The organism is Pseudomonas sp. Marseille-Q7302, assembly GCF_965111925.1.
This window is the reverse complement of the sequence record NZ_CBCOPK010000001.1, coordinates 767,433-790,933: the sequence shown is the minus strand read 5'-3', so window position 1 is coordinate 790,933 and position 23,501 is coordinate 767,433. Positions and strand designations below refer to the sequence as shown.

Genomic DNA, 23,501 nt, shown 5'->3' with positions numbered 1-23,501 from the left:
TCCATTCGAAAAGTCTCTTGATGCGTGTTCTGAAGTTTTTCTGGTGGTCGTTGGTCGCCCTGGTCTGCAGCCTGTTGCTGGGTCTCAGCGGTGCCTTCCTCTACCTCAGCCCCAGCCTTCCGTCCATCGATGCCCTGCGTAACGTGCAACTGCAGATCCCTTTGCGGGTGTACAGCGCGGACGGCAAGCTCATCGCCGAATTCGGGGAAATGCGCCGCTCGCCACTGCGTTTCAACGAGATACCGCCCAACTTCATCCATGCCCTGCTCTCCGCCGAGGATGACAACTTCGCCAATCACTATGGCGTGGATGTGAAGAGCCTGGCGCGTGCGGTGAGCCAGCTGGTCAGGACCGGACACATCCAGACCGGCGGTAGCACCATTACCATGCAGGTCGCGAAGAACTACTTCCTGACCAGCGAGCGCAGCTTCTCGCGCAAATTCACCGAGATCCTCCTGGCACTGCAAATCGAGCGCCAACTGACCAAGGACGAGATCCTCGAGCTCTATGTCAACAAGATCTACCTGGGCAACCGCGCCTACGGTATCGAGGCCGCCGCCCAGGTCTACTACGGCAAATCCATCAAGGACCTGACCGTCGCCCAGATGGCGATGATCGCCGGCCTGCCCAAGGCGCCGTCGCGTTACAACCCGGTCGCTAATCCTGAGCGTAGCCTGGAAAGACGCAATTGGATTCTCGAACGCATGTTCAAGCTCGGTTATATCGATCAGGCGGCCTACCAGGCCGGGATCGCCGAGCCGCTCGAGGCCTATCACCACGTCGCCGTACCCGAACTCAACGCCCCCTACATCGCCGAGATGGCGCGGGCGGAAATGGTCGGTCGCTATGGCGGCGATGCCTATACCGATGGCTATCAGGTCTACACCACCATCGACAGCCGGTTGCAGACGGACGCCTTCGAGGCGGTGCGTGACGGCCTGACCGACTACGATCAGCGCCATGGCTACCGTGGCCCCGAGGCCCAGTGGCCCAACCGCAGCCAGCCCGAATGGAGTGCCCTGCTGCAGAAGCAGCGCATCGTCGGCGGCCAGGATCCGGCCGTCGTCACCCAGGTGGAAAAGAGTGGCATCCTCGTGCTGACCCGCGACGGCAAGGAAGAGGCCGTCGCCTGGGAGTCGATGAAGTGGGCCCGTCCCTACCTCAGCGCCAATAGCTTGGGGCCGCGGCCGAACGGTCCGGCCGACGTGGTCAAGGTCGGCGACCTGGTGCGGGTGGAGCGCCAGGACGATGGCAGCCTGAAGTTCTCGCAGGTGCCCAAGGCGCAGAGCGCACTGGTATCGCTGGACCCCCAAGATGGCGCCATCCGCGCCCTGATCGGCGGTTTCTCCTTCGAGCAGAGCAATTACAACCGTGCGACCCAGGCCCGCCGTCAGCCCGGCTCGAGTTTCAAGCCGTTCATCTACAGCGCGGCGCTGGAAAAAGGCTTCACCGCGGCCAGCCTGGTCAACGACGCCCCCATCGTCTTCATGGACGAGAACCCCGACGAAGCCTGGCGCCCGAAGAACGACAACAACACCTTCCTCGGCCCCATCCGCCTGCGTGAAGCGCTCTACCGGTCGCGCAACCTGGTGTCCATTCGCGTGTTGCAGGCCATCGGCATCGACTATGCACTGGACTATGTCAGCCGCTTCGGCTTCGAGCGGGACCAGTTGCCGCGCAACCTGTCCCTGGCCCTTGGGACACCCGGTCTGACACCGCTGGAGGTGGCCACTGGCTGGTCGGTGTTCGCCAACGAGGGCTACAAGGTGACGCCCTACGTGGTGGACCACGTGACCGACCGCGATGGCAAGGTGGTCTATCGCGCCGCACCGCCGCGTGTACCCCAGCAGGAGCAGGCCAAGGCCGCCCCGGGCGTCGAGGTGACACCTGCCGCCGATACCGCGTCCGCCGACCCGGCCAATCCGGCGCCCGTGTTCGCGCCCCAGGTCATCGACCCGCGCAACGCCTTCATCATGAACAGCATGCTGCAGGACGTGATCAAGCGCGGTACCGGACGCAAGGCCCTGGAACTGGGTCGCAATGACCTGGCCGGCAAGACCGGTACCACCAACGAATCCAAGGACACCTGGTTCTCTGGCTACAACGGCGACTACGTGACCACGGTATGGTCCGGCTTCGACCAGCCCGAGACCCTGGGCCGCCAGGAATTCGGCGGCACCGTGGCCCTGCCGATCTGGATGAAATACATGGGTGCCGCGCTCAAGGACAAGCCGCCGCATCAGCTCAAGGAGCCGGACGGCATCGTCTCCATCCGCGTCGACCCCACTACTGGTCGCGCCGCGCCACCCGGTACGCCCAACGCCTATTTCGAGCTGTTCAAGAGCGAGGACACCCCGCCGAGCCTGGACGAGCTGCCGCCGGGCGTGGCGCCGGGTACGCCGCTGCCCTCCAGCGAAAACGTGCCCATGGATATCTTCTGATCTCCAGCCAATAAAAAACCCCGCCTTGGCGGGGTTTTTTATTGCGCCAAGACTTACTTGGCGAAGACGTCGTCCACCGACTTCAGCGGGTAGTTCGCCGGATAGGGCAGCGTGGCCACGCCGGTCTCGATGGCGGCCTTGGCCACGGCATCGGATACCAGGGTGATCAGGCGCGCATCCATGGGCTTGGGAATGATGTACTCGCGACCAAAGCTCAGGCTGTCGACGTTGTAGGCCTCGCAGACTTCCTTGGGCACCGGCAGCTTGGCCAGGTCGCGCAGGGCCAGGGCGGCGGCGATCTTCATCTCTTCGTTGATGACGCGGGCGCGGACGTCCAGGGCACCACGGAAGATGAAGGGGAAGCCCAGGACGTTGTTGACCTGGTTCGGGTAGTCGGAACGACCGGTCGCCATGATCACGTCATCGCGCGTGGCGTGGGCCAGCTCGGGGGTGATTTCCGGATCCGGGTTGGAGCAGGCGAAGACGATGGGGTTGGCCGCCATGCGCTTGAGGCCTTCGGCCGAAAGCAGATTCGGACCGGACAGACCCACGAAGACGTCGGCCCCTTCGAGGGCGTCGTCCAGGGTGCGCTTGCTGGTTTCGGTGGCGAAGGCCGACTTGTACTGGTTCAGGTCGTTGCGGCCACTGTGGACCACGCCCTGACGGTCGATCATGTAGATGTTCTCGACCTTGGCGCCCATGCTCACCAGCAGGCGCATGCAGGAGATGGCGGCAGCACCGGCGCCCAGGCAGACGATCTTGGCATCTTCCAGGCGCTTGCCGGCGATTTCCAGGGCGTTGAGCATGCCCGCGGCGGTCACGATGGCGGTACCGTGCTGGTCATCGTGGAAGACCGGGATGTCGCACTGCTCGATCAGGGCGCGCTCGATCTCGAAGCACTCGGGCGCCTTGATGTCTTCCAGGTTGATGCCACCAAAGGTGATGGAGATGCGCTTGACGGTGTCGATGAAGGCCTGGGGGCTCTCCGCATCCACCTCGATGTCGAAGACGTCCACACCGGCGAAGCGCTTGAACAGCACGCCCTTGCCTTCCATCACCGGCTTGGAGGCCAGCGGGCCGAGGTTGCCCAGGCCGAGGATGGCGGTACCGTCGGAGATCACGGCAACCAGGTTGCCCTTGCCGGTGTAACGGTAGGCCAATTCGGGATCGCGACCGATCTCGCGGACCGGCTCGGCGACGCCGGGGCTGTAGGCCAGGGACAGGTCGCGGGCGGTGGCGGTGGGCTTGGTCAGTTCGACGCTGAGTTTGCCGGGGCGCGGCTGGGCGTGGTATTCGAGGGCGGCGGTTTTGAGATCAGACATTATTGGTATATCCGCGTGGTGTGGGTCTTGGGTCGGGCGAGAATACGCAAAGACTCAAGGTGCCACAAGCAATCGGCCATATGCCTGAAATCAATCGCAATACGACTTTCGGCTAAAACGATTCAACCCGCAAACCCAGCATGTGCGGGTCGTTCAGGGTCATCTGCCAACGCGCCCGGCCAGGTTCCCTGCGGCGATTGCGGTCGGAAATCCAGCCCCTCACCTCGAGGTCACGACCTATCCATTGCTGCAGCGGCACCTCGTCGAAGGCGTCTACGAAGCGATCGGGGACATTGACCACCAGGTCTCCTTCCAACTGCAGCCAGAGTCCGCCGCGGTTGCGCTCGACCTCCCGCAGGCGCCCCTGCACTACGGCGAAGCCCCCTTCTTCGACGCGGGTGGCGGCGATGGTCGGATCCTGTTTCCAGATGCCCAATCGCGCCCGGCGCGCCTGGCGTTCCGCGGCGGCCTGACAGGCGGCCAGCCGGGTATTGGGGGCGATGGCCACCGCGTAACCGAGCCCCTCGGCAATCAGCCGGGCTTCCAGGTTGCTGTCCTGGCGATCATAGAGGTGCGCCAGGGTACGGCCATAGTGGTCGGTTTCTTCGCTGCCCGGCACCAGGCGCAGGCGCTCGTCGCTGGCCGCGACCAGTTCCTGCAGGCGACGGCGCGCGGTTTCGGCATAGGGCTGGGGAGTACCGCCGGACTTGCCCAGCTCCGGAGCATTGACGCCGATCAGGCGCACCGCGCGGCCATCGGCCAGGCGCAGGGTATCGCCGTCCACCACCTGGCGCACCGTGACCTCCTGCCCACCAGGCAGCAGCGGGCACTCCGCCCCTAGAACCAGTGGTGCGCCAACGAGAGCACCAATAAAAAAGGCGCCCCAGAGGGACGCCTTTTTCAGTGTCGAGCCATACGGAGATGGTCGACGGCAGCGCATTACTTGCTGCTGCCAAACACGCCGAAGCGCTGCTTGAAGCGATCGATACGACCGCCAGCGTCCAGGACCTTCTGCTTGCCGGTATAGAACGGGTGGCATTCGGAGCAGACGTCCAGGTGAATGTTCTTGCTCAGGGTCGAGCGGGTCTTGATGACGTTACCGCAGCTGCAGGTGGCTTCGATAGCATCGTACTGCGGATGAATATCAGCTTTCATGGAACTATCCTCGGGGTCTAGCTGTGCCGCCACCCGGCGCCATTGCCGGATACCGCACAGATTTGCGGCTGCGAATCATACCAGAGCGGATAGGACGTGCAAGCAACCCCCACACCGCCTGTCTGCTACCATCGGGCTTTACGCCTGCGAGCCTTGCCGTGCCCCTGATCCTGCGCCTGGCGCTGCCTTCCCCACTGCGCCGCCTGTTCGACTACCTGCCGCCCAAGGGGGCGGCCGAGGAACAGTTGCGGCCGGGCGTACGACTGCGGGTGCCGTTCGGCCGGCGCGAAGTGGTCGGGGTACTGATCGAGGTCGCCCAGGAAACCGAGGTACCGCCGGACAAACTGCGCAAGGCCCTGCAACTGCTCGACGAGCGCCCGCCGCTGCCGAGCGCGCTGTTCGAACTCTGCCAGTGGTCCGCCCAGTACTATCAGCATAGCCTCGGCGACACTCTGAGCTGGGCACTTCCTGCCCTTTTGCGTCAGGGGGAGCCGGCAGAGCGCCGGCTACAGCGCTTTTGGATCGCCCAGCCCGACGCCCGCCCGGAAGACCCGCGCCTGGCCCGGGCACCGCGCCAGCGCGAGGCGCTCAAGACCTTGCGCCAGCACCCCCATGGCGTGCTGCACGAGTTGCTCGGCCAGCTCGGCCTGGTCAAGGACAGTCTCGATCTCCTGCAGGCCAAGGGCCTGGTCCAGGTGGAGACCCGCTATCACCAGCCGACCCGGCACCAGGGCTCCTGGCTCGCCCAGGCCGAATTGCCGCTCAACAGCGAGCAGCGGCTGGCCTACGAAGCGATCCGCAGCGGCAGCGGCTTCCATTGCTATCTATTGGAGGGGGTGACCGGCAGCGGCAAGACCGAGGTCTATCTGCAGCTGATCCGGGCCACCCTGGAAGCGGGACGCCAGGCGCTGCTGCTGATCCCCGAGATCAACCTGGGCCCCCAGACCCTGGGCCGCTTCGAGCAACGCTTCAATGCCCGCATCGCCCTGCTGCACTCGGCGCTGACCGATCGCGAGCGCATGGACATCTGGCTGGCCGCCCGCGACGGCGAACTGGATATCGTGGTGGGCACCCGCTCGGCGCTGTTCACCCCGCTCAAGCACCCCGGGCTGATCATCGTCGACGAAGAACACGATGCCTCCTATAAACAGCAGGAAGGCCTGAGATACCACGCCCGTGACCTAGCGGTCGTCCGCGCACGCTTCGAGAATCTGCCGGTGGTGCTGGGCTCGGCCACCCCTTCGCTGGAGAGCCTGCACAACGCCGACCAAGGACGCTACGCCCATCTGCGCCTGTCGCTGCGCGCCGGCGGCGCCCAGCCGCCACGCTTCGAGCGCCTTGACGTGCGCAGTCGCCCGCTAGATAGCGGTTTGTCCCAGCCATTGCTCAAGGCCATGGGCGCGACCCTGGAGCGCGGGCAGCAGGTGCTGGTGTTCCTCAATCGGCGTGGTTTCGCCCCTACCCTGCTCTGCCACGACTGCGGTTGGCTGGCCCAGTGCCCGCGCTGCGATGCGCGCATGACCTACCACCGCGGCTCCGGTGAGCTGCGCTGCCATCACTGTGATCACCGCCAGGCGCCGCCGCGTCATTGCCCTTCCTGCGGCAAGCTCGACCTGCGTCCGGTGGGTGCCGGCACCGAGCGCGCCGAGGAACGCCTGCAGCTGCTCTTTCCGGACATCCCGGTGCTGCGCATCGACCGCGACACCACCGCGCGCAAGGACGCCCTGGGCAAGCTCTTGCGCACCATTCATAGCGGGGTGCCCTGCATCCTGGTCGGCACCCAGATGCTCGCCAAGGGCCACCACTTCCCCAAGGTGACCCTGGTGGCCGTGCTCGATGCCGACAGCGGGCTGTTTTCCGCCGACTTCCGCGCCAGTGAGCGCATGGCGCAGCAGATCGTCCAGGTGGCCGGACGTGCGGGCCGCGCCGAGGAGCCCGGGCAGGTACTGATCCAGACCCACCTGGCCGATCACCCGCTGATGGTGCAACTGGCCGAGGAAGGCTATCCAGCCTTCGCCCGCCAGGCCTTGCAGGAGCGCCGCGCCGCGGGTCTGCCGCCCTTCGCCTATCTGGCACTGCTGCGCGCCGATGCCCATCGCCAGGATCAGGTGGAAAATTTCCTGGAGGCGGCCTATCACGTCGCGGAAGGCCTGGCGGTCAATCTCGCCCTGCCCCAGGTAGAGCTGCTCGGCCCGGTACCGGCGCCGATGGAACGCCGTGCCGGTCGCCATAGGGCCCAGTTGCTGCTGCAGAGCAGCAGTCGCGCGCCCCTGCACCGGTTGCTGGGCATCTGGGTGGCCCAACTGGAAAGCCTGCCGGAAGCGCGCCAGGTGCGCTGGTCCCTGGACGTCGATCCCATCGATCTGTTCTAGTGGCACTGGCTTACCATTGGCAAGGCCGGGCTTGCCACGGATAATGCCGGGTTTTCATCGCAGTGCGCGCTCGGCGCACGCCGAAGGCCAATGACCATGAAAGACAGCATCCGCCAGCTCATCCAGCACGCCCTCGACCGCCTGATCGCCGACGGCACCCTGCCGGCCGACGTGGCGCCGGCCATCCAGGTCGAGAACACCAAGGACAAGAGCCACGGCGACTTCGCCAGCAACGTCGCCCTGCTGCTGGCCAAGCCGGCCCGCGCCAAGCCACGCGAACTGGCCGAGAAGCTGCTGGCCGCCCTCCCCGCCGACCCGGCGGTAAGCAAGGTGGAGATCGCCGGCCCCGGCTTCCTCAACTTCTTTCAGAACCACGCGCAACTGGCCACGCGGCTGGATGCGGCCTTTGCCGATCCGCAGCTGGGCGTGCACAAGGGCGGCCCACGCCAGCGTGTGGTGGTGGACCTGTCCTCGCCGAACCTGGCCAAGGAGATGCACGTCGGTCACCTGCGCTCCACCATCATCGGCGATGCGGTGGCGCGGGTGCTGGAGTTCCTCGGCGACGAGGTGATCCGCCAGAACCACGTGGGTGACTGGGGTACCCAGTTCGGCATGCTGCTGGCCTACATGGAAGAACAACCCCAGGCCGCCGAGGGCGAACTGGCGGATCTTGAGGTGTTCTACCGCGCGGCCAAGGGCCGCTTCGACGCCTCGCCGGAGTTCGCCGTCCGTGCTCGCGAACTGGTGGTGGCGCTGCAGGCGGGCGATGCCCACTGCCTGCGCCTCTGGGAGCGATTCAACGCCGTCTCCCTGTCCCACTGCCAGGAGGTCTATGACCGCCTCAACGTCAAGTTGACTCCGGCCGACGTCAAGGGCGAGAGCGCCTACAACGACGACCTGGCCCAGGTGGTCGCCGATCTGGACGCCGCCGGCCTGCTCACCGAGAGCGATGGCGCCCGTTGCGTCTTCCTCGATGAACTCAAGAACGCCGAGGGCAACCCCCTGCCGGTGATCGTGCAGAAGGCCGGTGGCGGCTATCTCTATTCCACCACCGACCTCGCCGCCATGCGCTACCGCAGCCGCCAGCTGCACGCCGACCGCGCGCTCTACTTCGTCGACCAGCGCCAGGCCCTGCACTTCCAGATGGCCTTCGAGGTGGCGCGCCGCGCCGGCTTCGTCGATCCGGCCATGCAACTCGAACACATGGGTTTCGGCACCATGAACGGCGCCGATGGCCGCCCCTTCAAGACCCGCGACGGCGGCACCGTCAAGCTGGTGGACCTGCTCGACGAAGCCGAGGAGCGCGCCTATCAGCTGGTCAAGGAGCGCAATGCCGGTCGCGCCGAGCGTGGCGAGGCACCCTTCAGCGAAGACGAATTGCGCCATATCGGCCGCGTGGTAGGCATCGCCTCGGTCAAGTACGCCGACCTGTCCAAGCACCGTACCAGCGACTACAGCTTCAGCTTCGAGCAGATGCTCAGCTTCGAGGGCAACACCGCGCCCTATCTGCTGTACGCCTACACCCGGGTCGCCAGCGTGCTGCGCAAGGCCGAGCAGAGCGAACCCGCCGGTAGCATCCGCCTGGACGCCCCGCAGGAGCAGGATCTGGGGGGTCGCCTGGCGCAATTCGGCGAGATCCTTGCCAGCGTCGCCGACAAGGGCACCCCCCACCTGCTGTGCAGCTACCTCTACGACCTGGCCGGGCTGTTCTCCAGCTTCTACGAGAACTGCCCGATCCTGACCGCCGAGGATCCCGAGTTGCGCCAGAGCCGCCTGCGGCTGGCCGCCCTCACCGGGCGCACCCTCAAGCAGGGTCTGGAACTGCTCGGCCTGCACACCCTGGAACGCATGTAAGAGACGGATCACCGCCTGATGGCCAAGAAAGCCCCACCCAAGCGCGGCGCCAGTCGCAACACCTCGGCTCCCAAGAAACAGCCCCTGCCCGGCTGGGTCTGGCTCGCGTCGGGTCTGGCCATCGGCGCCTTCGTCGTATTCCTGATGAAGCTCGAACCGGGCAACAAGTCGGTGCAGCGCGCCAAGCCGGAGGAAGGTCGCCCGGCCGCCACGGCGGGCAATGGCAAGTCGGCCGCTGCCGGCAAGACCGAAGGCACGCCGCCTACGCCCATCAAGCCCAAGTACGATTTCTATACCCTGCTGCCCGAATCCGAGGTGATCGTGCCGCCGGACGCCGTGCCACGCACGCCGGCCGCCAAGCCGACCACCCCGGCCAAGCCGGATGCCGCGGCGACGCCGGCGCAGCCCGGCCAGCCGACCACCGCGACCCCGACCACGCCAGGTACCGCTCCGGGCCAGCCCGCTGCGACGCCACCCAAGGAAGCGACCACCAAGGCCCAGCCGCCAGTGACCCTGTTCTTCCTCCAGGCCGGCTCCTTCCGCACCCAGGCCGATGCCGACCGGGTCCGCGCCCAGATCATCATGCTCGGCCAGGACGTGCGCGTGGAATCGGGCAAGGTCAAGGACGACACCTGGTATCGGGTGCTGGTCGGTCCCTATAGCGATCGTGACCAGCTGACCCAGGCACAGAAGCAGCTCGCCGGCAGCGGCTTCAAGAATCTGTTGCTGCAGCAACGCCGCGGTCACTAGGAGTCTGCCCACGGCCTGCTACGTGCCGGCCAAACGGCGTTGAAAACCCTCTGGATCGCCAGCCCCACCTAGGCGGTCCAGCCGGAATGCTCATTTACCACGCGTAAACCGCGCTTCCTCGAGCGTTTTCGTCTTGTTTGGTTCTAGCTCGCGAGGCCGTGAACAGACGCTCACCTGCCGAATCCCCTCGCCGCGACGCTTGAAGGGCGCCGCGGCCATCCCCATATCTCCGCGTAACCGGGGCCGACGGCCCAAGCAACGCGGAGAGATTCCCTTGACCACCATCGTTTCTGTACGCCGCAACGGCAAGGTCGTGATCGGCGGCGACGGCCAGGTTTCCCTGGGCAACACCGTCATGAAAGGCAATGCCAAGAAAGTCCGGCGGCTGTACCGGGGCGAGGTGCTGGCCGGTTTCGCCGGCGGTACCGCCGACGCCTTCACCCTCTTCGAGCGCTTCGAGGCGCAACTCGAAAAGCATCAGGGCCATCTGGTCCGTGCCGCCGTCGAGCTGGCCAAGGACTGGCGCACCGACCGTGCCCTGCGCCGCCTGGAAGCCATGCTGGCGGTCGCCAACAAGGACGCTTCCCTGATCATCACCGGCAACGGCGACGTGGTGGAACCCGAGGAGGGCCTGATCGCCATGGGTTCCGGGGGTGCCTATGCCCAGGCCGCCGCCCGCGCCCTGCTCCTGCACACCGACCTCAGTGCCCGCGAGATCGCCGAGACCTCCCTGAATATCGCCGGTGACATCTGCGTGTTCACCAACCGCAACCTGACCATCGAGGAGCTGGACGCGCCTCAGGCGTGATCCGGTTTAGAGACTGCCCATGTCCATGACCCCCCGCGAAATCGTCCACGAACTCAACCGCCATATCATCGGCCAGGACGACGCCAAGCGCGCCGTGGCCATCGCCCTGCGCAACCGCTGGCGGCGCATGCAGCTGCCCGCCGAGCTGCGCCCCGAGGTCACGCCCAAGAACATCCTGATGATAGGCCCGACCGGCGTGGGCAAGACCGAGATCGCCCGGCGCCTGGCCAAGCTGGCCAATGCGCCCTTCCTCAAGGTGGAAGCGACCAAGTTCACCGAGGTCGGCTATGTCGGCCGCGACGTCGAGTCCATCATCCGTGATCTCGCCGACGCCGCCGTGAAGATGCTGCGCGAACAGGAGATGGTGCTTAACCGCCATCGCGCCGAAGACGCTGCCGAAGAGCGCATCCTCGATGCCCTGCTGCCGCCGGCGCGTCCTTCGGTGGGCTTCAGCAACGAACCACAGCCGACCGCCACCGATAGCAACACTCGTCAGCTGTTCCGCAAGCGTCTGCGCGAAGGCCAGCTGGACGACAAGGAAATCGACATCGAGGTGGCTGACACGCCGGCTGGCGTCGAGATCATGACCCCGCCCGGCATGGAGGAGATGACCAGCCAGCTGCAGAATCTCTTCGCCGGCATGCACAAGGGCAAGACCAAGCAGCGCAAGCTCAAGGTCAAGGAAGCGCTCAAGCTGGTGCGCGACGAAGAAGCCGCCCGCCTGGTCAACGAGGAAGAACTCAAGGGCCGCGCCCTGGAAGCCGTCGAGCAGCACGGCATCGTCTTCATCGACGAGATCGACAAGGTTGCCAAGCGTGGCAGCACCAGCGGTGCCGATGTTTCCCGTGAGGGGGTGCAGCGTGACCTGCTGCCGCTGATCGAGGGCTGCACCGTCAACACCAAGCTGGGCATGGTCAAGACCGACCACATCCTGTTCATCGCCTCGGGCGCCTTCCACCTGTCCAAGCCCAGCGACCTGGTACCGGAGCTGCAGGGTCGCCTGCCGATTCGCGTGGAACTCAAGGCGCTGACCCCGCAGGACTTCGAGCGGATCCTCACCGAGCCGCACGCCTCCCTCACCGAGCAGTATCGCGAATTGCTCAAGACCGAGGGGCTGCACGTGGAATTCGCCGCCGATGGCATCACCCGCATTGCCGAGATCGCCTGGCAGGTCAACGAGAAGACCGAGAACATCGGGGCTCGTCGCCTGCACACCCTGCTGGAGCGCCTGCTGGAAGAGGTGTCCTTCAGCGCCGCCGACCTGGCTGGCCAGCAGAATGGCGAGCCCATCGTCATCGACGCGGCCTATGTGAACGGCCATCTGGGCGAACTGGCCCAGGACGAAGACCTGTCGCGCTATATACTGTGACGGTAGGCCTGATGCCTGGTTGATCGCGGCCATGGCCGCAATAGACCGTAGGTTGGGTTGAGACAGCTCTATAGTCGAAGCCCAACATTGCCTGCGCCCTGCGCCCATGTTGGGCTTCGCTGTGCTCAGCCCAACCTACGGCGACCGGTAGAAGCGGCCACATCGACGGACCGCCAAGGCCGCGTTGGCCTCAAGCAAAGACTGAATCGCCGTCCAGAGAACCTCAGCATGCGTATCCCCACCGCCATACAGCTCCACAAGGCCTCCAAGACCCTCAGCGTCAGCTACGGCGCGGAAACCTTCGAGCTGCCCGCCGAATTCCTGCGGGTGCATTCGCCCTCGGCCGAGGTGCAGGGACATGGTAATCCGGTGCTGCAGTTCGGCAAGCAGCAGGTCGGGATCACCGCCGTGGAAGCAGCGGGGCGCTACGCCATCAAGCTGACCTTCGACGATGGCCACGACAGCGGCCTGTTCAGCTGGGACTATCTCTACGAACTGGGCAGTCGCCGTGACGAACTCTGGGCCGACTACCTGGAGCAGCTGGCCCGCGCCGGCAAGACGCGGGACCCGCATGTCAGTGCGGTCAAGCTGATGCTCTAGCCCGGACTAGGCTGCCAGGGCCTTGTCCAACTTGCGCTCGATCTCCTTCTCGATCTGGCCGCTGAGCATCGAGAACATCATCCCCAGGGTCGCCAGCACCCGCACCTTATCTTCCGCCACCTCGATCCGCCCATCCACGCCACTGCGCGTGAATCTCAGGGTATCGCCCTCCCAGGCGCAGGCCACCCCATAGTCGCGCGTGAGTTTTTCGGCCAGTTGATCGGCCTTCTGGCGAACGCCTTCCAAGCCAAGCGAATGGCTGCGTTCGATGGTGATCTGGGACATCGGGGAACTCCGGATAAAGGGCCATGACTATAGCGAGGGCCCGCCACGTCGCCAATCGTGAGAACCGAGCGGTCGGCCCCGGTTTTAGCCAGGCAAGTCGGGTGATCGGCCTGCTAGAATGCCCTCTTGTCCCTGTCCCAGGTGTAGCCCCATGAGCGATCCGCGCAAAGGCCCCGAGGCCGAATCCCAGACCCACTTCGGCTACCAGAGCGTTCCGGAGAGCCAGAAGGCTTACAAGGTCGCGGAAGTCTTCCACTCGGTCGCCGCCAAGTACGATGTGATGAACGACGTGATGTCGGCGGGCATCCACCGGCTGTGGAAGAGATTCACCATCGAGCTCTCCGGCGTGCGGCGCGGCAATCGGGTGCTGGACATCGCCGGGGGTACCGGCGACCTGACCAAGCAGTTCGCCCGCCTGGTCGGCCCCACCGGCGAGGTGGTCCTCGCCGACATCAACGACTCCATGCTCCGGGTCGGTCGCGATCGCCTGCTCGACCAGGGCGTCGCCAGCAATGTGCGTTTCGTCCAGGCGGATGCCGAGAAGCTGCCCTTCCCCGACAACCATTTCGATTGCATCACCATCGCCTTCGGCCTGCGCAACGTCACCCACAAGGATCAGGCCCTGGCGTCCATGCTGCGCGTGCTCAAGCCCGGTGGCCGGCTGCTGGTGCTGGAATTCTCCAAACCCACCAACCCGCTGGTGTCCAAGGCCTATGACGCCTACTCCTTCGGCTTTCTGCCGCTGATGGGCAAGCTGGTGGCCGGCGATGCCGAGAGCTACCGCTACCTGGCCGAATCCATCCGCATGCATCCCGACCAGCAGACCCTCAAGGCCATGATGGAAGAGACCGGTTTCGCCCGGGTCTCCTACCACAACATGACCGGCGGCGTGGTTGCCCTGCATCGCGGCATCAAGCCCTGATGGCCCTCGTCACCCAGGCGTTGCTGGCCGCGCTGGAACGCGGTCTGAATCCACTGCTGGCGCTCGATCCGGTGGCGCTGCCACGCCTGGCGGCCCTGACCGGCCGGGTGATCGCCGTGCAGACCCGGCAACCCGCGCTGCGCCTCTACATCCTGCCAGCGGGTGACGGCCTGCACTTCGCCGCCCATCACGAGGGGGATATCGACTGCACCCTCAAGGCCCCGGTTACGCGTCTGGCCGAGCTGGCTCTGGCCCGCGACAAGCAGCGGGTCCTGCACCAGCCGGACGTGCGCCTGGAAGGCGACAGCACCCTGCTGATCGAACTGGCCGACATCCTGCAGAAGCTGGAGCTGGACTGGCAGCACGAGGTCAGTCGCTGGCTTGGCCCCCTGCCGGCAGCACTGCTGGGCGATCTCGCCCGTCGCGGTCAGGTCCTTGGCGAACAGAGCCGGGACAGCTTGCAAATGACGCTGTCCAACTGGCTGAACGAGGAGAGCCGCCAACTGGTCGGGCGCCTCGAAGGCGAGGCCCGCTTCGCCGAGATCGATGCCCTGCGCCTGGACGTGGACCGTCTCGACGCCCGTCTTGCCCGCCTGGGCGCCGCCCGCAACGCCAGGGATAACCCCGACGAATGAAGCTGTTCGCTGCCCTCAACCGCCTGTTGCGGATCCTCTTCGTCATCATCCGCTATCGGCTGGACGACATCGTCTACGCCCTGCCGCTGCCCTGGTACCTGCGTGCTACCCGCTACGTGCTGCCCTGGCGCTGGCTGCCGCGGCCGAGCAAGACGCTACCGCGCGGTGCCCGGCTGCGCCTGGCGCTGGAAGGCCTGGGACCGGTCTTCATCAAGTTCGGCCAGATCCTCTCCACCCGTCGCGACCTCATGCCCGAGGATATCGCCGACGAACTGATGTTCCTGCAGGACAAGGTACCGCCCTTCCCGCCCGAAAAGGCCGTGGCGCTCATCGAAGCCCAGCTCGGGATGCCCATCAAGCAAGCCTTCGCCCGCTTCGATCACCAGCCGCTGGCCTCGGCATCGGTGGCCCAGGTCCATGCCGCCCAGCTGCGCACCGGCGAAGAAGTGGTGGTCAAGGTAGTACGGCCGGGTCTCAAAGGCATCATCAGCCAGGACATCGCCTGGTTGTTCCTGCTGGCCCGCACCGCTGAAAAGCTCTCCGCGGAGGCGCGTCGCCTGCACCCGATGGAGGTGGTCAGCGACTACGAGAAGACCATCTACGACGAGCTGGACCTCTTGCGCGAAGCAGCCAACTCCAGCCAGCTGAGACGCAACTTCGAGGGTTCCGAGCGCCTCTATGTGCCCCAGGTGTACTGGGACTGGTGCCGCGAGCGGGTACTGGTCATGGAGCGCATCTACGGCATCCCGGTGACCGATCTGGCGGCCCTGCGCGACCAGGGCACCGACTTCAAGCTGCTGGCCGAGCGCGGCGTGGAGATCTTCTTCACCCAGGTGTTTCGTGACAGCTTCTTTCACGCCGACATGCACCCGGGCAACATCTTCGTCAGCACCGCCAAGCCCTGGGATCCGCTCTACATCGCCGTGGACTGCGGCATCATCGGCAGCCTGACCCCCGAAGACCAGGACTACCTGGCGCGCAACCTCTGGGCCTTCTTCCAGCGCGACTACCGCAAGGTCGCCCAGTTGCACATCGACTCTGGCTGGGTGCCTGCCAACACCCAGGTCAACGAGCTGGAAGGGGCCATCCGCACCGTCTGCGAGCCCATCTTCGAGAAGCCGCTCAAGGACATCTCCTTCGGCCAGCTGCTGCTGCGGCTGTTCCAGGTGGCGCGACGCTTCAACATGGAGATCCAGCCGCAACTGGTGCTCTTGCAGAAGACCCTGCTGAATATCGAAGGCCTGGGTCGCCAGCTCTATCCGGACCTGGATCTCTGGTCCACCGCCAAGCCCTATCTGGAAAAGTGGATGCGCAAGCGGCTCAGCCCGCCGCAGGTCGCCCGCAACATTCAGCAGCAACTGGAACAGATTCCTCATCTGGCGCAGATGGCTCGCGATACCCTGGAACGCATCACCCAGCCGCATCGCAAGGATCCGCCCAATCCCTGGGGAGGCCGCCGCGACGACTGGATCGTCCGAGTGATCGGCGCGGTCATGCTGGTCGGCGCAGCCCAGCTGGGGCTCGAACCCCAGCCCCATGCCTGGCCGGCCTGGGCCATGTTGGTCGGCGGCCTGGTTCTGGTGATCAGGCGCTGAACTCCTTAAGCTGTAACCGTCCTGTCACTTTTATCGGGCGAAATACACGCCCTCAGCCACTGGTGCCCTGCCGCTGTATTCACGTTGCGTCTTGTGCGAGGCTGGTACCCTAAATTCGAAGTACTGAACAGACCGATGAGCGACTGGTTAGACGAGATCCACTGGAACAGCGACGGCCTGGTACCGGCCATTGCCCAGGACCCCGCCACGGGGCGTATCCTGATGATGGCCTGGATGAACCGCGAATCCCTGGCCCTGACCGCCGCCGAAGGCCGCGCGGTCTACTGGTCGCGCTCGCGCAACCGCCTATGGCGCAAGGGCGAGGAATCCGGCCACGTGCAGCGGGTCCTGGAACTGCGCCTGGATTGCGACGCCGACGTGGTAGTGCTGCAGGTGGAGCAACTGGGCGGCATCGCCTGCCACACCGGCCGGGAAAGCTGCTTCTATCGGGTACTGCGCGATGACCAGTGGGAGACTGTCGACCCAGTCCGCAAGGATCCCAGTGCCATCTATGCCGGAGGCCACGGCCATGACTGACACCCTCGCGCGCCTGGCGCAGGTGCTGGAAGAACGCAAGCAGGCCGCCCCGGACTCCTCCTATGTGGCCAGTCTCTACCATAAGGGCCTGAACAAGATCCTGGAAAAGGTGGGCGAAGAAAGCGTCGAGACCATTCTCGCCGCCAAGGACGCCGCCATCAGCCAGCAGTACGACGACGTCATCTACGAGACCGCCGACCTCTGGTTCCACAGCCTGATCATGCTTTCGGCCCTCGGCCAGCATCCCCAGGCCGTGCTGGACGAACTGGACCGCCGCTTCGGCCTCTCCGGGCATGCCGAAAAGGCCGCCCGCACTCAATCCTGACCCCAAGCTTCGCAACGAGGAAAAACCATGGGTATCTTCGACTGGAAACACTGGATCGTCATCCTGCTCGTCGTGGTGATCGTCTTTGGCACCAAACGCCTGAAGCACCTCGGCTCCGATGTGGGCGAGGCCATCAAGGGCTTCCGCAAGGCCATGCATACCGACGAGGACGACAAGGCCGAGCAGCCGTCGACCACCGGCACGGCCAATCCGAACGCCCCCCTGAGCCGTCCCCAGACCTTCGACGCCGAGCACCGCAAGGTCGAAGAGCCGGTGGTGCGCAAGGACTAAGGCCCTCTCATGTTCGGAATCAGCTTTCCCGAAATGATGCTGGTAGGGTTCGTCGCCCTGCTGGTATTGGGTCCGGAGCGCCTGCCAGGCGCGGCGCGCACCGCAGGCTTGTGGATCGGTCGGCTGCGGCGCAGCTTCAACAGCATCCGCCAGGAAGTGGAGCGCGAGATCGGCGCTGACGAAATTCGCCAGCAGCTGCGCAACGAGCATATCCTGTCCATGGAACAGCGCGACAACCGGCCCAAACCTGCCGCTTCCGTCCCGGAAGCCCAGATGCCGCCTACCGCCGCTGCCCCGCCCATGCCTCAGGACGTGGTTGCCGAACGCCCGCAGGATCCGCCCCAGACGCCGCCAAGAGCACCATGAGCGACAAGCCTTCCGAACATGATGACCAGGAAATGCCCCTGGTCTCGCACCTGACCGAACTGCGTACGCGCATCCTGAGATGCGTACTGGCGACCTTTCTGATCTTTCTCGGGCTGTTCTACTTCGCCCAGAAGATCTACGCCTTCGCTTCCGAGCCGATCCGCCGCGTGCTGCCCGAAGGCGCGACCATGATCTCCACGGACGTCACCTCGCCCTTTCTTGCGCCCTTCAAGCTGACCCTGGTGGTGTCGCTGTTCATCGCCATGCCGGTGATCCTGCATCAGGTCTGGGGGTTCGTGGCACCCGGCTTGTATCGCCATGAAAAGAAAGTCGCCATCCCGCTGCTGATCTCCAGCATCGTGCTGTTCTACGCCGGCATGGCCTTCGCCTACTTCCTGGTGTTCCCGATCATCTTCCACTTCTTCAGCAGCATCACGCCGGAAGGCGCCATGATGATGCCGGACCTGAACGCCTATCTGGATTTCATCCTGACGCTGTTCTTCGCCTTTGGCGTCGCCTTCGAGATTCCCGTGGCCACCGTGCTGCTGATCTGGATGGGCGTGGTCGACGTGACCTACCTGAAGAAGGTCCGCCCCTACGTCATCATCGGCTGCTTCGTGGTCGGCATGATCCTGACGCCACCGGATGTCTTCTCCCAGACCATGCTGGCCGTGCCCATGTGGCTGCTGTTCGAGATCGGCCTGCTGTTCGGCCGCTTCGTGCAGAAGCGCGAGCGCCCGGTCAACGATGACGACGCCAGTCCCGAAGCCCAGCCGCCCGCCGAACGCCCGTGAATCTGATCCTGCTCGAAGCGGCCGACTTCACGGCCGCTGACCGGGTCGTGCTGCGCGATCCGCGCCGTCTCGCCCATCTGCGCGAGGTCCACCAGGCGGCCGCGGGCGACCGGATGCGCGTCGGCCTGCTGAATGGCCTGATGGGGTCCGGTCAGATCGAGTCCCTCGATGCCGGCCAGGCCTGTCTCAACGTCACCCTCGACCAATCACCACCGGCCAAGCTGCCGCTCACCCTGCTGCTCGCCCTGCCCCGCCCCAAGATGCTGCGGCGGGTGTTGCAGACCGTGTCCGCCATGGGCGTCGCGCGCCTGGTGCTGCTCAACAGCTATCGGGTGGAAAAGAGCTTCTGGCAGACCCCGTTCCTGGAACCCCAGGCCATCGAGGAGCAATTGCGCCTCGGGCTGGAGCAGGCGCGGGACACGGTGCTGCCGGAGGTACTGATCGAAAAGAGATTCAAGCCCTTCGTCGAGGATCGCCTGCCCGCACTGGCAGCCGGCACCCGCGGCCTGGTCGGCCATCCGGGCAGCTATCCCGCCTGCCCTCGTGCCCTCGACGAGCCCGTGACGCTGGCGATCGGTCCCGAGGGTGGCTGGATACCTTACGAGGTGGAGAAGTTGCAGGAGGCCGGCCTGGCGCCCGTACAGCTCGGTGAGCGCATCCTGCGCGTCGAGAACGCCGTACCCGCCCTGCTCGCCCGCCTGTTCTAGCTCGATCACGGACAAGAAAAAGCCCCGGCGTCTCGCGACACCGGGGCTTTTTCATGCGCGGAACGCCTCCTCAGGAGGCGGGTCGCGGGGTCAGGCTGGCAGGACTGGCCGCGGCATCCGCCGCCGAATCGCTGTGGGAGCGCGGCCGCAGGGTGGCGTAGGCGTCCCGCCAGTTGCGGTGCTCTTCGGCTTTCCAGACCTGCAGGTGCAGTTGCGCCATGCCGTCCGGATCGCTGAGCAGACGCCACTGGTCGTCGCCCTTGGTCTTCTCGGGACCAGCGGCCAGGACCCGCGCCACCCGTTCTTCGCGCAGCCGACGGGCCGGCTCCACCGCCTTGCCGTGGCGACCGCGGGCCATGCCGATGGCCAGGGCATTGAGCACCGGATCGACAGTGGCGCGCAGGAAGCCCTTGGTCAGGGCGTTGCGGTTGTTCAGGTGCAGGTACTCGTCGGTAGCCACCAGCTCGCGCGGCGGTGCGTATTCTTCCGGGATCAGGAACAGATGATGCCGGCGACTGCCCAGACCCAGGTTGGTACGGCTGGAAATCACCGACACCGGAGCCGACAGGATCAGCGACACCACGATGGGCGACAGCCACCAGAGGAAGCGCGGGTCAAGCCAGGCCACGCCGGCGGTCCAGATCAGGCCGAGCAGCATCTGCGAACCATGACGGCGGAAGGCTTCGCTCCAGGGCGTGTCGTTGTCGTCACGCTGGGGCGAATTCCACTGCACCGACCAGCCAAGGAAGGCAGCGGTCACGAACACCGTGTGGAACAGCATCCGCACCGGTGCCAGCAGCACCGAGAAGAGCATTTCCAGCATCATGGAGAGGAACAGCCGCAGACCTCCGCCGAATTCCTTGGCGCCCTTGGCGATGATCAGCACCACGCTGAGCAGCTTGGGCAGGAACAGCAGGATCAGGGTGGTGGAGAACAGCGCGATAGCCTGCTCCGGATGCCACTGGGGCCAGACCGGGAACAGCTGCCGTGGCTGGAAGAAGTACTGGGGCTCCAGCAGCTTGTGGATCGCCAGCAGCGCCGTGGACAGCACCAGGAAGAGGAACCACAGCGGCGCCGACAGGTAGGACATCACCCCGGTCAGGAACACCGCACGGTGCACCGGGTGCATGCCCTTGACCAGGAACAGCCGGAAGTTCATCAGGTTGCCATGGCACCACCGGCGGTCGCGCTTGAGCTCGTCCAGCAGGTTGGGCGGCAGTTCTTCGTAGCTGCCTGGCAGGTCGTAGGCGATCCACACGCCCCAGCCGGAACGCCGCATCAGCGCCGCCTCGACGAAGTCGTGGGACAAGATGGCGCCGGCGAACGAGCCCGTGCCTGGCAAAGGCGCCAGGGCACAGTGATCGATGAACGGCTTGACCCGGATAATGGCGTTGTGGCCCCAGTAGTGGGATTCACCCAGCTGCCAGAAGTGCAGGCCGGCGGTGAACAGCGGACCATACACCCGGGTGGCGAACTGCTGCAGGCGCGCGTACAGGGTATCCATGCCGGACGCCTTGGGCGCGGTCTGAATGATGCCGGCACGGGGATTGGCTTCCATCAGCCGGACCAGACTGGACAGGCATTCGCCGCTCATCACGCTGTCGGCGTCGAGCACTACCATGTACTTGTATTGGCTGCCCCAGCGACGGCAGAAGTCGTCGATGTTGCCGCTCTTGCGCTTCACCCGACGCCGACGGCGGCGATAGAAGATATGACCGAAGCCACCGACTTCACGGCACAGCTCCAGCCACGCCTTCTCTTCGGCCACGCATTTGTCCGGATCGTTGCTGTCGCTGAGGATGAAGAAGTCGAAGTGCTCCAGCTCGCCACTGGCACGGACCGACTCGTAGGTCGCTCGCAGACCGGCGAAGACCCGCGGCACGTCCTCGTTGGCGATGGGCATCACCAGGGCGGTACGCGACTGCGGATCGATCGGCTCGGTCCCGGTGGAGCTGGCGGAGATGCTGTACTTGTCACGACCGCTGAGCAGCTGCCAGAAGCCCATCAGGGCGGTCCAGAAACCAGCGGAGACCCAGCAGAACAGCAGGGCGAAGAGCAGCAGGATGCTGGTCTGCACCACATAGGGCAGGACCTGGCGGACGGATTCGCCCCAGCCCTGTTGATAGACCTCGCCAAGATCGACCAGCGCCCAGCCCTGATAGGGCAGCACCGCCTTCATGTACCAGGTCGCGATGCCGGTCTGCGCCAGCATCAGGATCAACAGGATGAAGCGGCGGAAGGAACCTACCTTGCGCCAATGCGCGTGGGCATCGGCCTCGGGATCGGGCTGCCAGCGGCTGTGGTCCTTGCGGCCGAGCAGACGCTTCCAGCTCCGGGTCACGGGGTTGGTGCGCCAGGGATCGGGCACCATCATGGACCGGGTCATGGGCGGGGTGGCCTTGATGAAAACCCGGCCCTGAGCATCGCTGCCCAGCAGTTCGCCGTCTTCCAGGGTGTCGTCCCAACCGGCGGCGAGGCGCGCTTCGGTGGAGGCGATCACCGCATCGGCGCCCTGGGCGCCCTCGCCGCGGGCACCGGCCAGTTGCCGGTGCAGCGACTCGATGTCGGCCGTCTGGTCCAGCGCCTGCCGCTGCCCGGAGGGCAACGGCAGGTGTTCGAGGTAGTCGCCAGCAGCGGCGACCGAGGTATCGCGGGTGGTGTTATTCATTGGCAGGTAGCTGGTAAGTCCAGGTTTCGCTGAGCGGTTTGTCACCCTGGGCGAGGTTGGCGCGCATTTCCACCGGCTTGGTCTGATCCTTGACCTTGAGTCTCAAGGTCAGGCGATAGCCTTTGGTAACCGGGTTGTAGCGCACAGAGTTCTCGACCAGTTCACCGTTGGCATCCAGGCTGACCTGGGAGCCGACCTGCGAATCCTCGGGCAGATCATCGAGGTTCGGACCTTCGAAGTCGATGACGTAGGCCAGACTGCCATCGGTCTGACGAACCAGGTTGGACTGGCGCACGTCGCCGGTGGACAGGCGAGTCTGGGAGACCCAGGCCAGGTCCTTGGTGTGCAGGTTGGGTTCGTCGGTGGTGAAGTGCAGGCGATAGCTGACGTCGATCGGCTGCCCCTTCTCAGGCAGCGTATCCGGCGTCCAGAAAGCCACGATGTTGTCGTTGGTCTCGTCCGGCGTGGGGATTTCCACCAGTTCGACGTGACCCTTGCCCCAGTCGCCCTTGGGCTCGACCCAGCCGCTTGGGCGCTTGTCGTAACGCTCGTCCAGATCCTGGTATTTGTAGAACTCGTGGCCGCGTTGCAGCAAGCCGAAACCGCGCGGATTCTCGATGGTGTAGGTGCTGACCGACAGGCGACGCGGGTTGTTCAGCGGGCGCCACAGCCACTCGCCATTGCCGGCATGGATGGCCAGGCCATTGGAGTCGTGCAGAGCGGGCCGGTAGTTGACCTGGGCGCTCGGCTGGTTGGGGCCGAACAGGTACATGCTGGTCAGCGGAGCGATGCCGAGCTTGTTGACGTTGTCGCGCAGGAACACCTTGGCTTCTACGTCGACGGTGCTGTCCTTGCCAGGAGTCAGCACGAAGCGATAGGCACCGGTGGCCCGGGGCGAATCGAGCAGGGCATAGATCACCAGGTTGCGGCGATCCGACTGGGGTTGTTCGACCCAGAATTCGGTGAAGCGGGGAAATTCCTCGCCGGACGGCAACGCCGTGTCGATGGCCAGACCGCGGGCAGACAGGCCATAGACCTGATTCTTGCCGATCACGCGGAAATAGCTGGCACCGAGCATGGTCATCAGCTCGTCATGCTTGTCCGCCTTGTTCAGCGGATAGAGCACCTTGAAACCGGCGAAGCCGAGATCCTTGAGTTGGGCCTGGTCGATCTGCAGGTTGCCAAAGTTGAACATCGAGGGATCGTATTTGATCTCTTCGACGTTGTTGGCGGTGACCTCGTTGATCTTCACCGGCACGCTATAGTGCATGCCCTCGTGATAGAAGTTGAGGCGGAAGGGCGTCTTGGCGTCCTTCCAGTAGGCCTTGTCCTGATTGAAGGTGATCTGCTGATAATCGGCATACTTCATGCCGCTGAAGGATGCGGGCAGGTTGCTCTTGGGCGCGACGAACTTCTGGCCGGAGAGCTCTTTGGCCTTGGCAGCCACGTCGTCCAGGCTGAAGGCCAGGGCCTGGGCACTGAACAGGCCCAGTGCGATGGAGAGCCCGACAAGGGCGAAGCCCTGTTTGCCCGGTTTAACTTTGGAATGAGATAACACGCAGCCTCCTAAATCAGCGTACGAATACGTTTGGCAACAGGTGGTCGCGAAACGGATAAGCAGTGGTCCGACTCCCTCAGGGGCCAATGATTCCCCAGTTGGACGACCGTTCAAACTCGAACTGCGCAATCATAGACACTTGGCAGG

At 65.1% G+C, this 23,501-nt stretch carries 22 protein-coding genes; 16 read left to right on the top strand and 6 right to left on the bottom strand.

Annotation, left to right across the window (positions count from 1 at the left end; translation table 11 throughout):
- The first annotated feature begins 20 nt into the window (after nt 1-20).
- Nucleotides 21-2,441, top strand: a complete 2,421-nt coding sequence (locus tag ACWPW1_RS03780; protein ID WP_271653842.1) for a penicillin-binding protein 1A — start codon at nt 21-23, stop codon at nt 2,439-2,441.
- A gap of 53 nt (nt 2,442-2,494) precedes the next feature.
- On the opposite strand, the gene ACWPW1_RS03775 is transcribed toward ACWPW1_RS03780, so the two are convergent.
- The 3 genes from ACWPW1_RS03775 to rpmE all read right to left on the bottom strand — a co-directional run bounded on the left by ACWPW1_RS03775 (nt 2,495) and on the right by rpmE (nt 4,918).
- The gene (locus tag ACWPW1_RS03775) at nt 2,495-3,763 is read right to left on the bottom strand and encodes a malic enzyme-like NAD(P)-binding protein (RefSeq protein WP_434775730.1); all 1,269 of its coding nucleotides are present in this window, start codon (nt 3,761-3,763) and stop codon (nt 2,495-2,497) included.
- A 112-nt stretch (nt 3,764-3,875) separates the two neighbouring features.
- Entirely contained in the window at nt 3,876-4,703 is an 828-nt protein-coding gene (locus ACWPW1_RS03770) for a thermonuclease family protein (RefSeq protein WP_059313503.1), read from the bottom strand.
- Nucleotides 4,703-4,918 (bottom strand): 50S ribosomal protein L31, encoded by a 216-nt coding sequence (gene rpmE, locus ACWPW1_RS03765; RefSeq protein ID WP_007161618.1) that lies wholly within the window; start codon nt 4,916-4,918, stop codon nt 4,703-4,705. Before rpmE ends, ACWPW1_RS03770 begins: the two co-directional genes overlap by 1 nt.
- Nucleotides 4,919-5,076: 158 nt before the next feature.
- Here rpmE and ACWPW1_RS03760 point away from each other — a divergent pair, with 158 nt between their 5' ends.
- The 6 genes from ACWPW1_RS03760 to ACWPW1_RS03735 all read left to right on the top strand — a co-directional run bounded on the left by ACWPW1_RS03760 (nt 5,077) and on the right by ACWPW1_RS03735 (nt 12,671).
- Nucleotides 5,077-7,290, top strand: coding sequence for a primosomal protein N' (locus ACWPW1_RS03760; RefSeq protein ID WP_434775728.1), 2,214 nt, complete (start codon nt 5,077-5,079; stop codon nt 7,288-7,290).
- 96 nt (nt 7,291-7,386) lie between these two features.
- Nucleotides 7,387-9,144: an arginine--tRNA ligase gene (gene argS, locus ACWPW1_RS03755; protein WP_454252389.1), complete on the top strand. Its 1,758-nt coding sequence runs from the start codon at nt 7,387-7,389 to the stop codon at nt 9,142-9,144.
- Between the two features lie 15 nt (nt 9,145-9,159).
- On the top strand, nt 9,160-9,894 hold the full coding sequence (locus ACWPW1_RS03750; protein WP_454253895.1) for an SPOR domain-containing protein: 735 nt from the start codon (nt 9,160-9,162) through the stop codon (nt 9,892-9,894).
- A 274-nt stretch (nt 9,895-10,168) separates the two neighbouring features.
- On the top strand, nt 10,169-10,702 hold the full coding sequence (hslV, locus tag ACWPW1_RS03745) for an ATP-dependent protease subunit HslV (RefSeq protein ID WP_059313500.1): 534 nt from the start codon (nt 10,169-10,171) through the stop codon (nt 10,700-10,702).
- Between the two features lie 19 nt (nt 10,703-10,721).
- Nucleotides 10,722-12,071: an ATP-dependent protease ATPase subunit HslU gene (gene hslU / locus ACWPW1_RS03740; protein WP_454252388.1), complete on the top strand. Its 1,350-nt coding sequence runs from the start codon at nt 10,722-10,724 to the stop codon at nt 12,069-12,071.
- 228 nt (nt 12,072-12,299) lie between these two features.
- Complete coding sequence (locus ACWPW1_RS03735) at nt 12,300-12,671, top strand: DUF971 domain-containing protein (protein ID WP_271653839.1); 372 nt, start codon at nt 12,300-12,302, stop codon at nt 12,669-12,671.
- Between the two features lie 6 nt (nt 12,672-12,677).
- Here ACWPW1_RS03735 and ACWPW1_RS03730 read toward each other — a convergent pair whose 3' ends face one another.
- Complete coding sequence (locus ACWPW1_RS03730) at nt 12,678-12,956, bottom strand: polyhydroxyalkanoic acid system family protein (protein ID WP_059313497.1); 279 nt, start codon at nt 12,954-12,956, stop codon at nt 12,678-12,680.
- A 151-nt stretch (nt 12,957-13,107) separates the two neighbouring features.
- Between ACWPW1_RS03730 and ubiE the strand changes: the two genes are divergently transcribed.
- The 9 genes from ubiE to ACWPW1_RS03685 all read left to right on the top strand — a co-directional run bounded on the left by ubiE (nt 13,108) and on the right by ACWPW1_RS03685 (nt 19,128).
- Nucleotides 13,108-13,878, top strand: a complete 771-nt coding sequence (ubiE, locus tag ACWPW1_RS03725) for a bifunctional demethylmenaquinone methyltransferase/2-methoxy-6-polyprenyl-1,4-benzoquinol methylase UbiE (RefSeq protein ID WP_059313496.1) — start codon at nt 13,108-13,110, stop codon at nt 13,876-13,878.
- Nucleotides 13,878-14,513: a ubiquinone biosynthesis accessory factor UbiJ gene (locus ACWPW1_RS03720; protein ID WP_454252387.1), complete on the top strand. Its 636-nt coding sequence runs from the start codon at nt 13,878-13,880 to the stop codon at nt 14,511-14,513. The genes ubiE and ACWPW1_RS03720 overlap by 1 nt, the downstream gene beginning before the upstream one ends.
- Entirely contained in the window at nt 14,510-16,108 is a 1,599-nt protein-coding gene (ubiB, locus tag ACWPW1_RS03715) for a ubiquinone biosynthesis regulatory protein kinase UbiB (protein ID WP_059313494.1), read from the top strand. The genes ACWPW1_RS03720 and ubiB overlap by 4 nt, the downstream gene beginning before the upstream one ends.
- Nucleotides 16,109-16,243: 135 nt before the next feature.
- Nucleotides 16,244-16,645, top strand: coding sequence for a phosphoribosyl-AMP cyclohydrolase (hisI, locus tag ACWPW1_RS03710; RefSeq protein ID WP_271653837.1), 402 nt, complete (start codon nt 16,244-16,246; stop codon nt 16,643-16,645).
- On the top strand, nt 16,638-16,970 hold the full coding sequence (locus tag ACWPW1_RS03705; protein WP_007161606.1) for a phosphoribosyl-ATP diphosphatase: 333 nt from the start codon (nt 16,638-16,640) through the stop codon (nt 16,968-16,970). The genes hisI and ACWPW1_RS03705 overlap by 8 nt, the downstream gene beginning before the upstream one ends.
- 27 nt (nt 16,971-16,997) lie before the next feature.
- Nucleotides 16,998-17,261 (top strand): twin-arginine translocase TatA/TatE family subunit, encoded by a 264-nt coding sequence (locus ACWPW1_RS03700; RefSeq protein ID WP_059313492.1) that lies wholly within the window; start codon nt 16,998-17,000, stop codon nt 17,259-17,261.
- 9 nt (nt 17,262-17,270) lie between these two features.
- Nucleotides 17,271-17,627, top strand: a complete 357-nt coding sequence (tatB, locus tag ACWPW1_RS03695; RefSeq protein WP_454252386.1) for a Sec-independent protein translocase protein TatB — start codon at nt 17,271-17,273, stop codon at nt 17,625-17,627.
- Entirely contained in the window at nt 17,624-18,421 is a 798-nt protein-coding gene (gene tatC, locus ACWPW1_RS03690; RefSeq protein WP_454252385.1) for a twin-arginine translocase subunit TatC, read from the top strand. Before tatB ends, tatC begins: the two co-directional genes overlap by 4 nt.
- Complete coding sequence (locus ACWPW1_RS03685) at nt 18,418-19,128, top strand: 16S rRNA (uracil(1498)-N(3))-methyltransferase (protein ID WP_454252384.1); 711 nt, start codon at nt 18,418-18,420, stop codon at nt 19,126-19,128. Before tatC ends, ACWPW1_RS03685 begins: the two co-directional genes overlap by 4 nt.
- Before the next feature lie 70 nt (nt 19,129-19,198).
- Here the strand turns inward: ACWPW1_RS03685 and mdoH are convergent, their stop codons facing one another.
- Both mdoH and ACWPW1_RS03675 read right to left on the bottom strand, forming a co-directional pair.
- Nucleotides 19,199-21,796 carry a glucans biosynthesis glucosyltransferase MdoH gene (gene mdoH, locus ACWPW1_RS03680; RefSeq protein ID WP_454252383.1) on the bottom strand — a complete coding sequence of 866 codons (2,598 nt, stop codon included), beginning with the start codon at nt 21,794-21,796 and terminating at the stop codon, nt 19,199-19,201.
- Entirely contained in the window at nt 21,789-23,294 is a 1,506-nt protein-coding gene (locus tag ACWPW1_RS03675) for a glucan biosynthesis protein G (RefSeq protein WP_313647509.1), read from the bottom strand. Before ACWPW1_RS03675 ends, mdoH begins: the two co-directional genes overlap by 8 nt.
- Nucleotides 23,295-23,501: the final 207 nt, after the last annotated feature.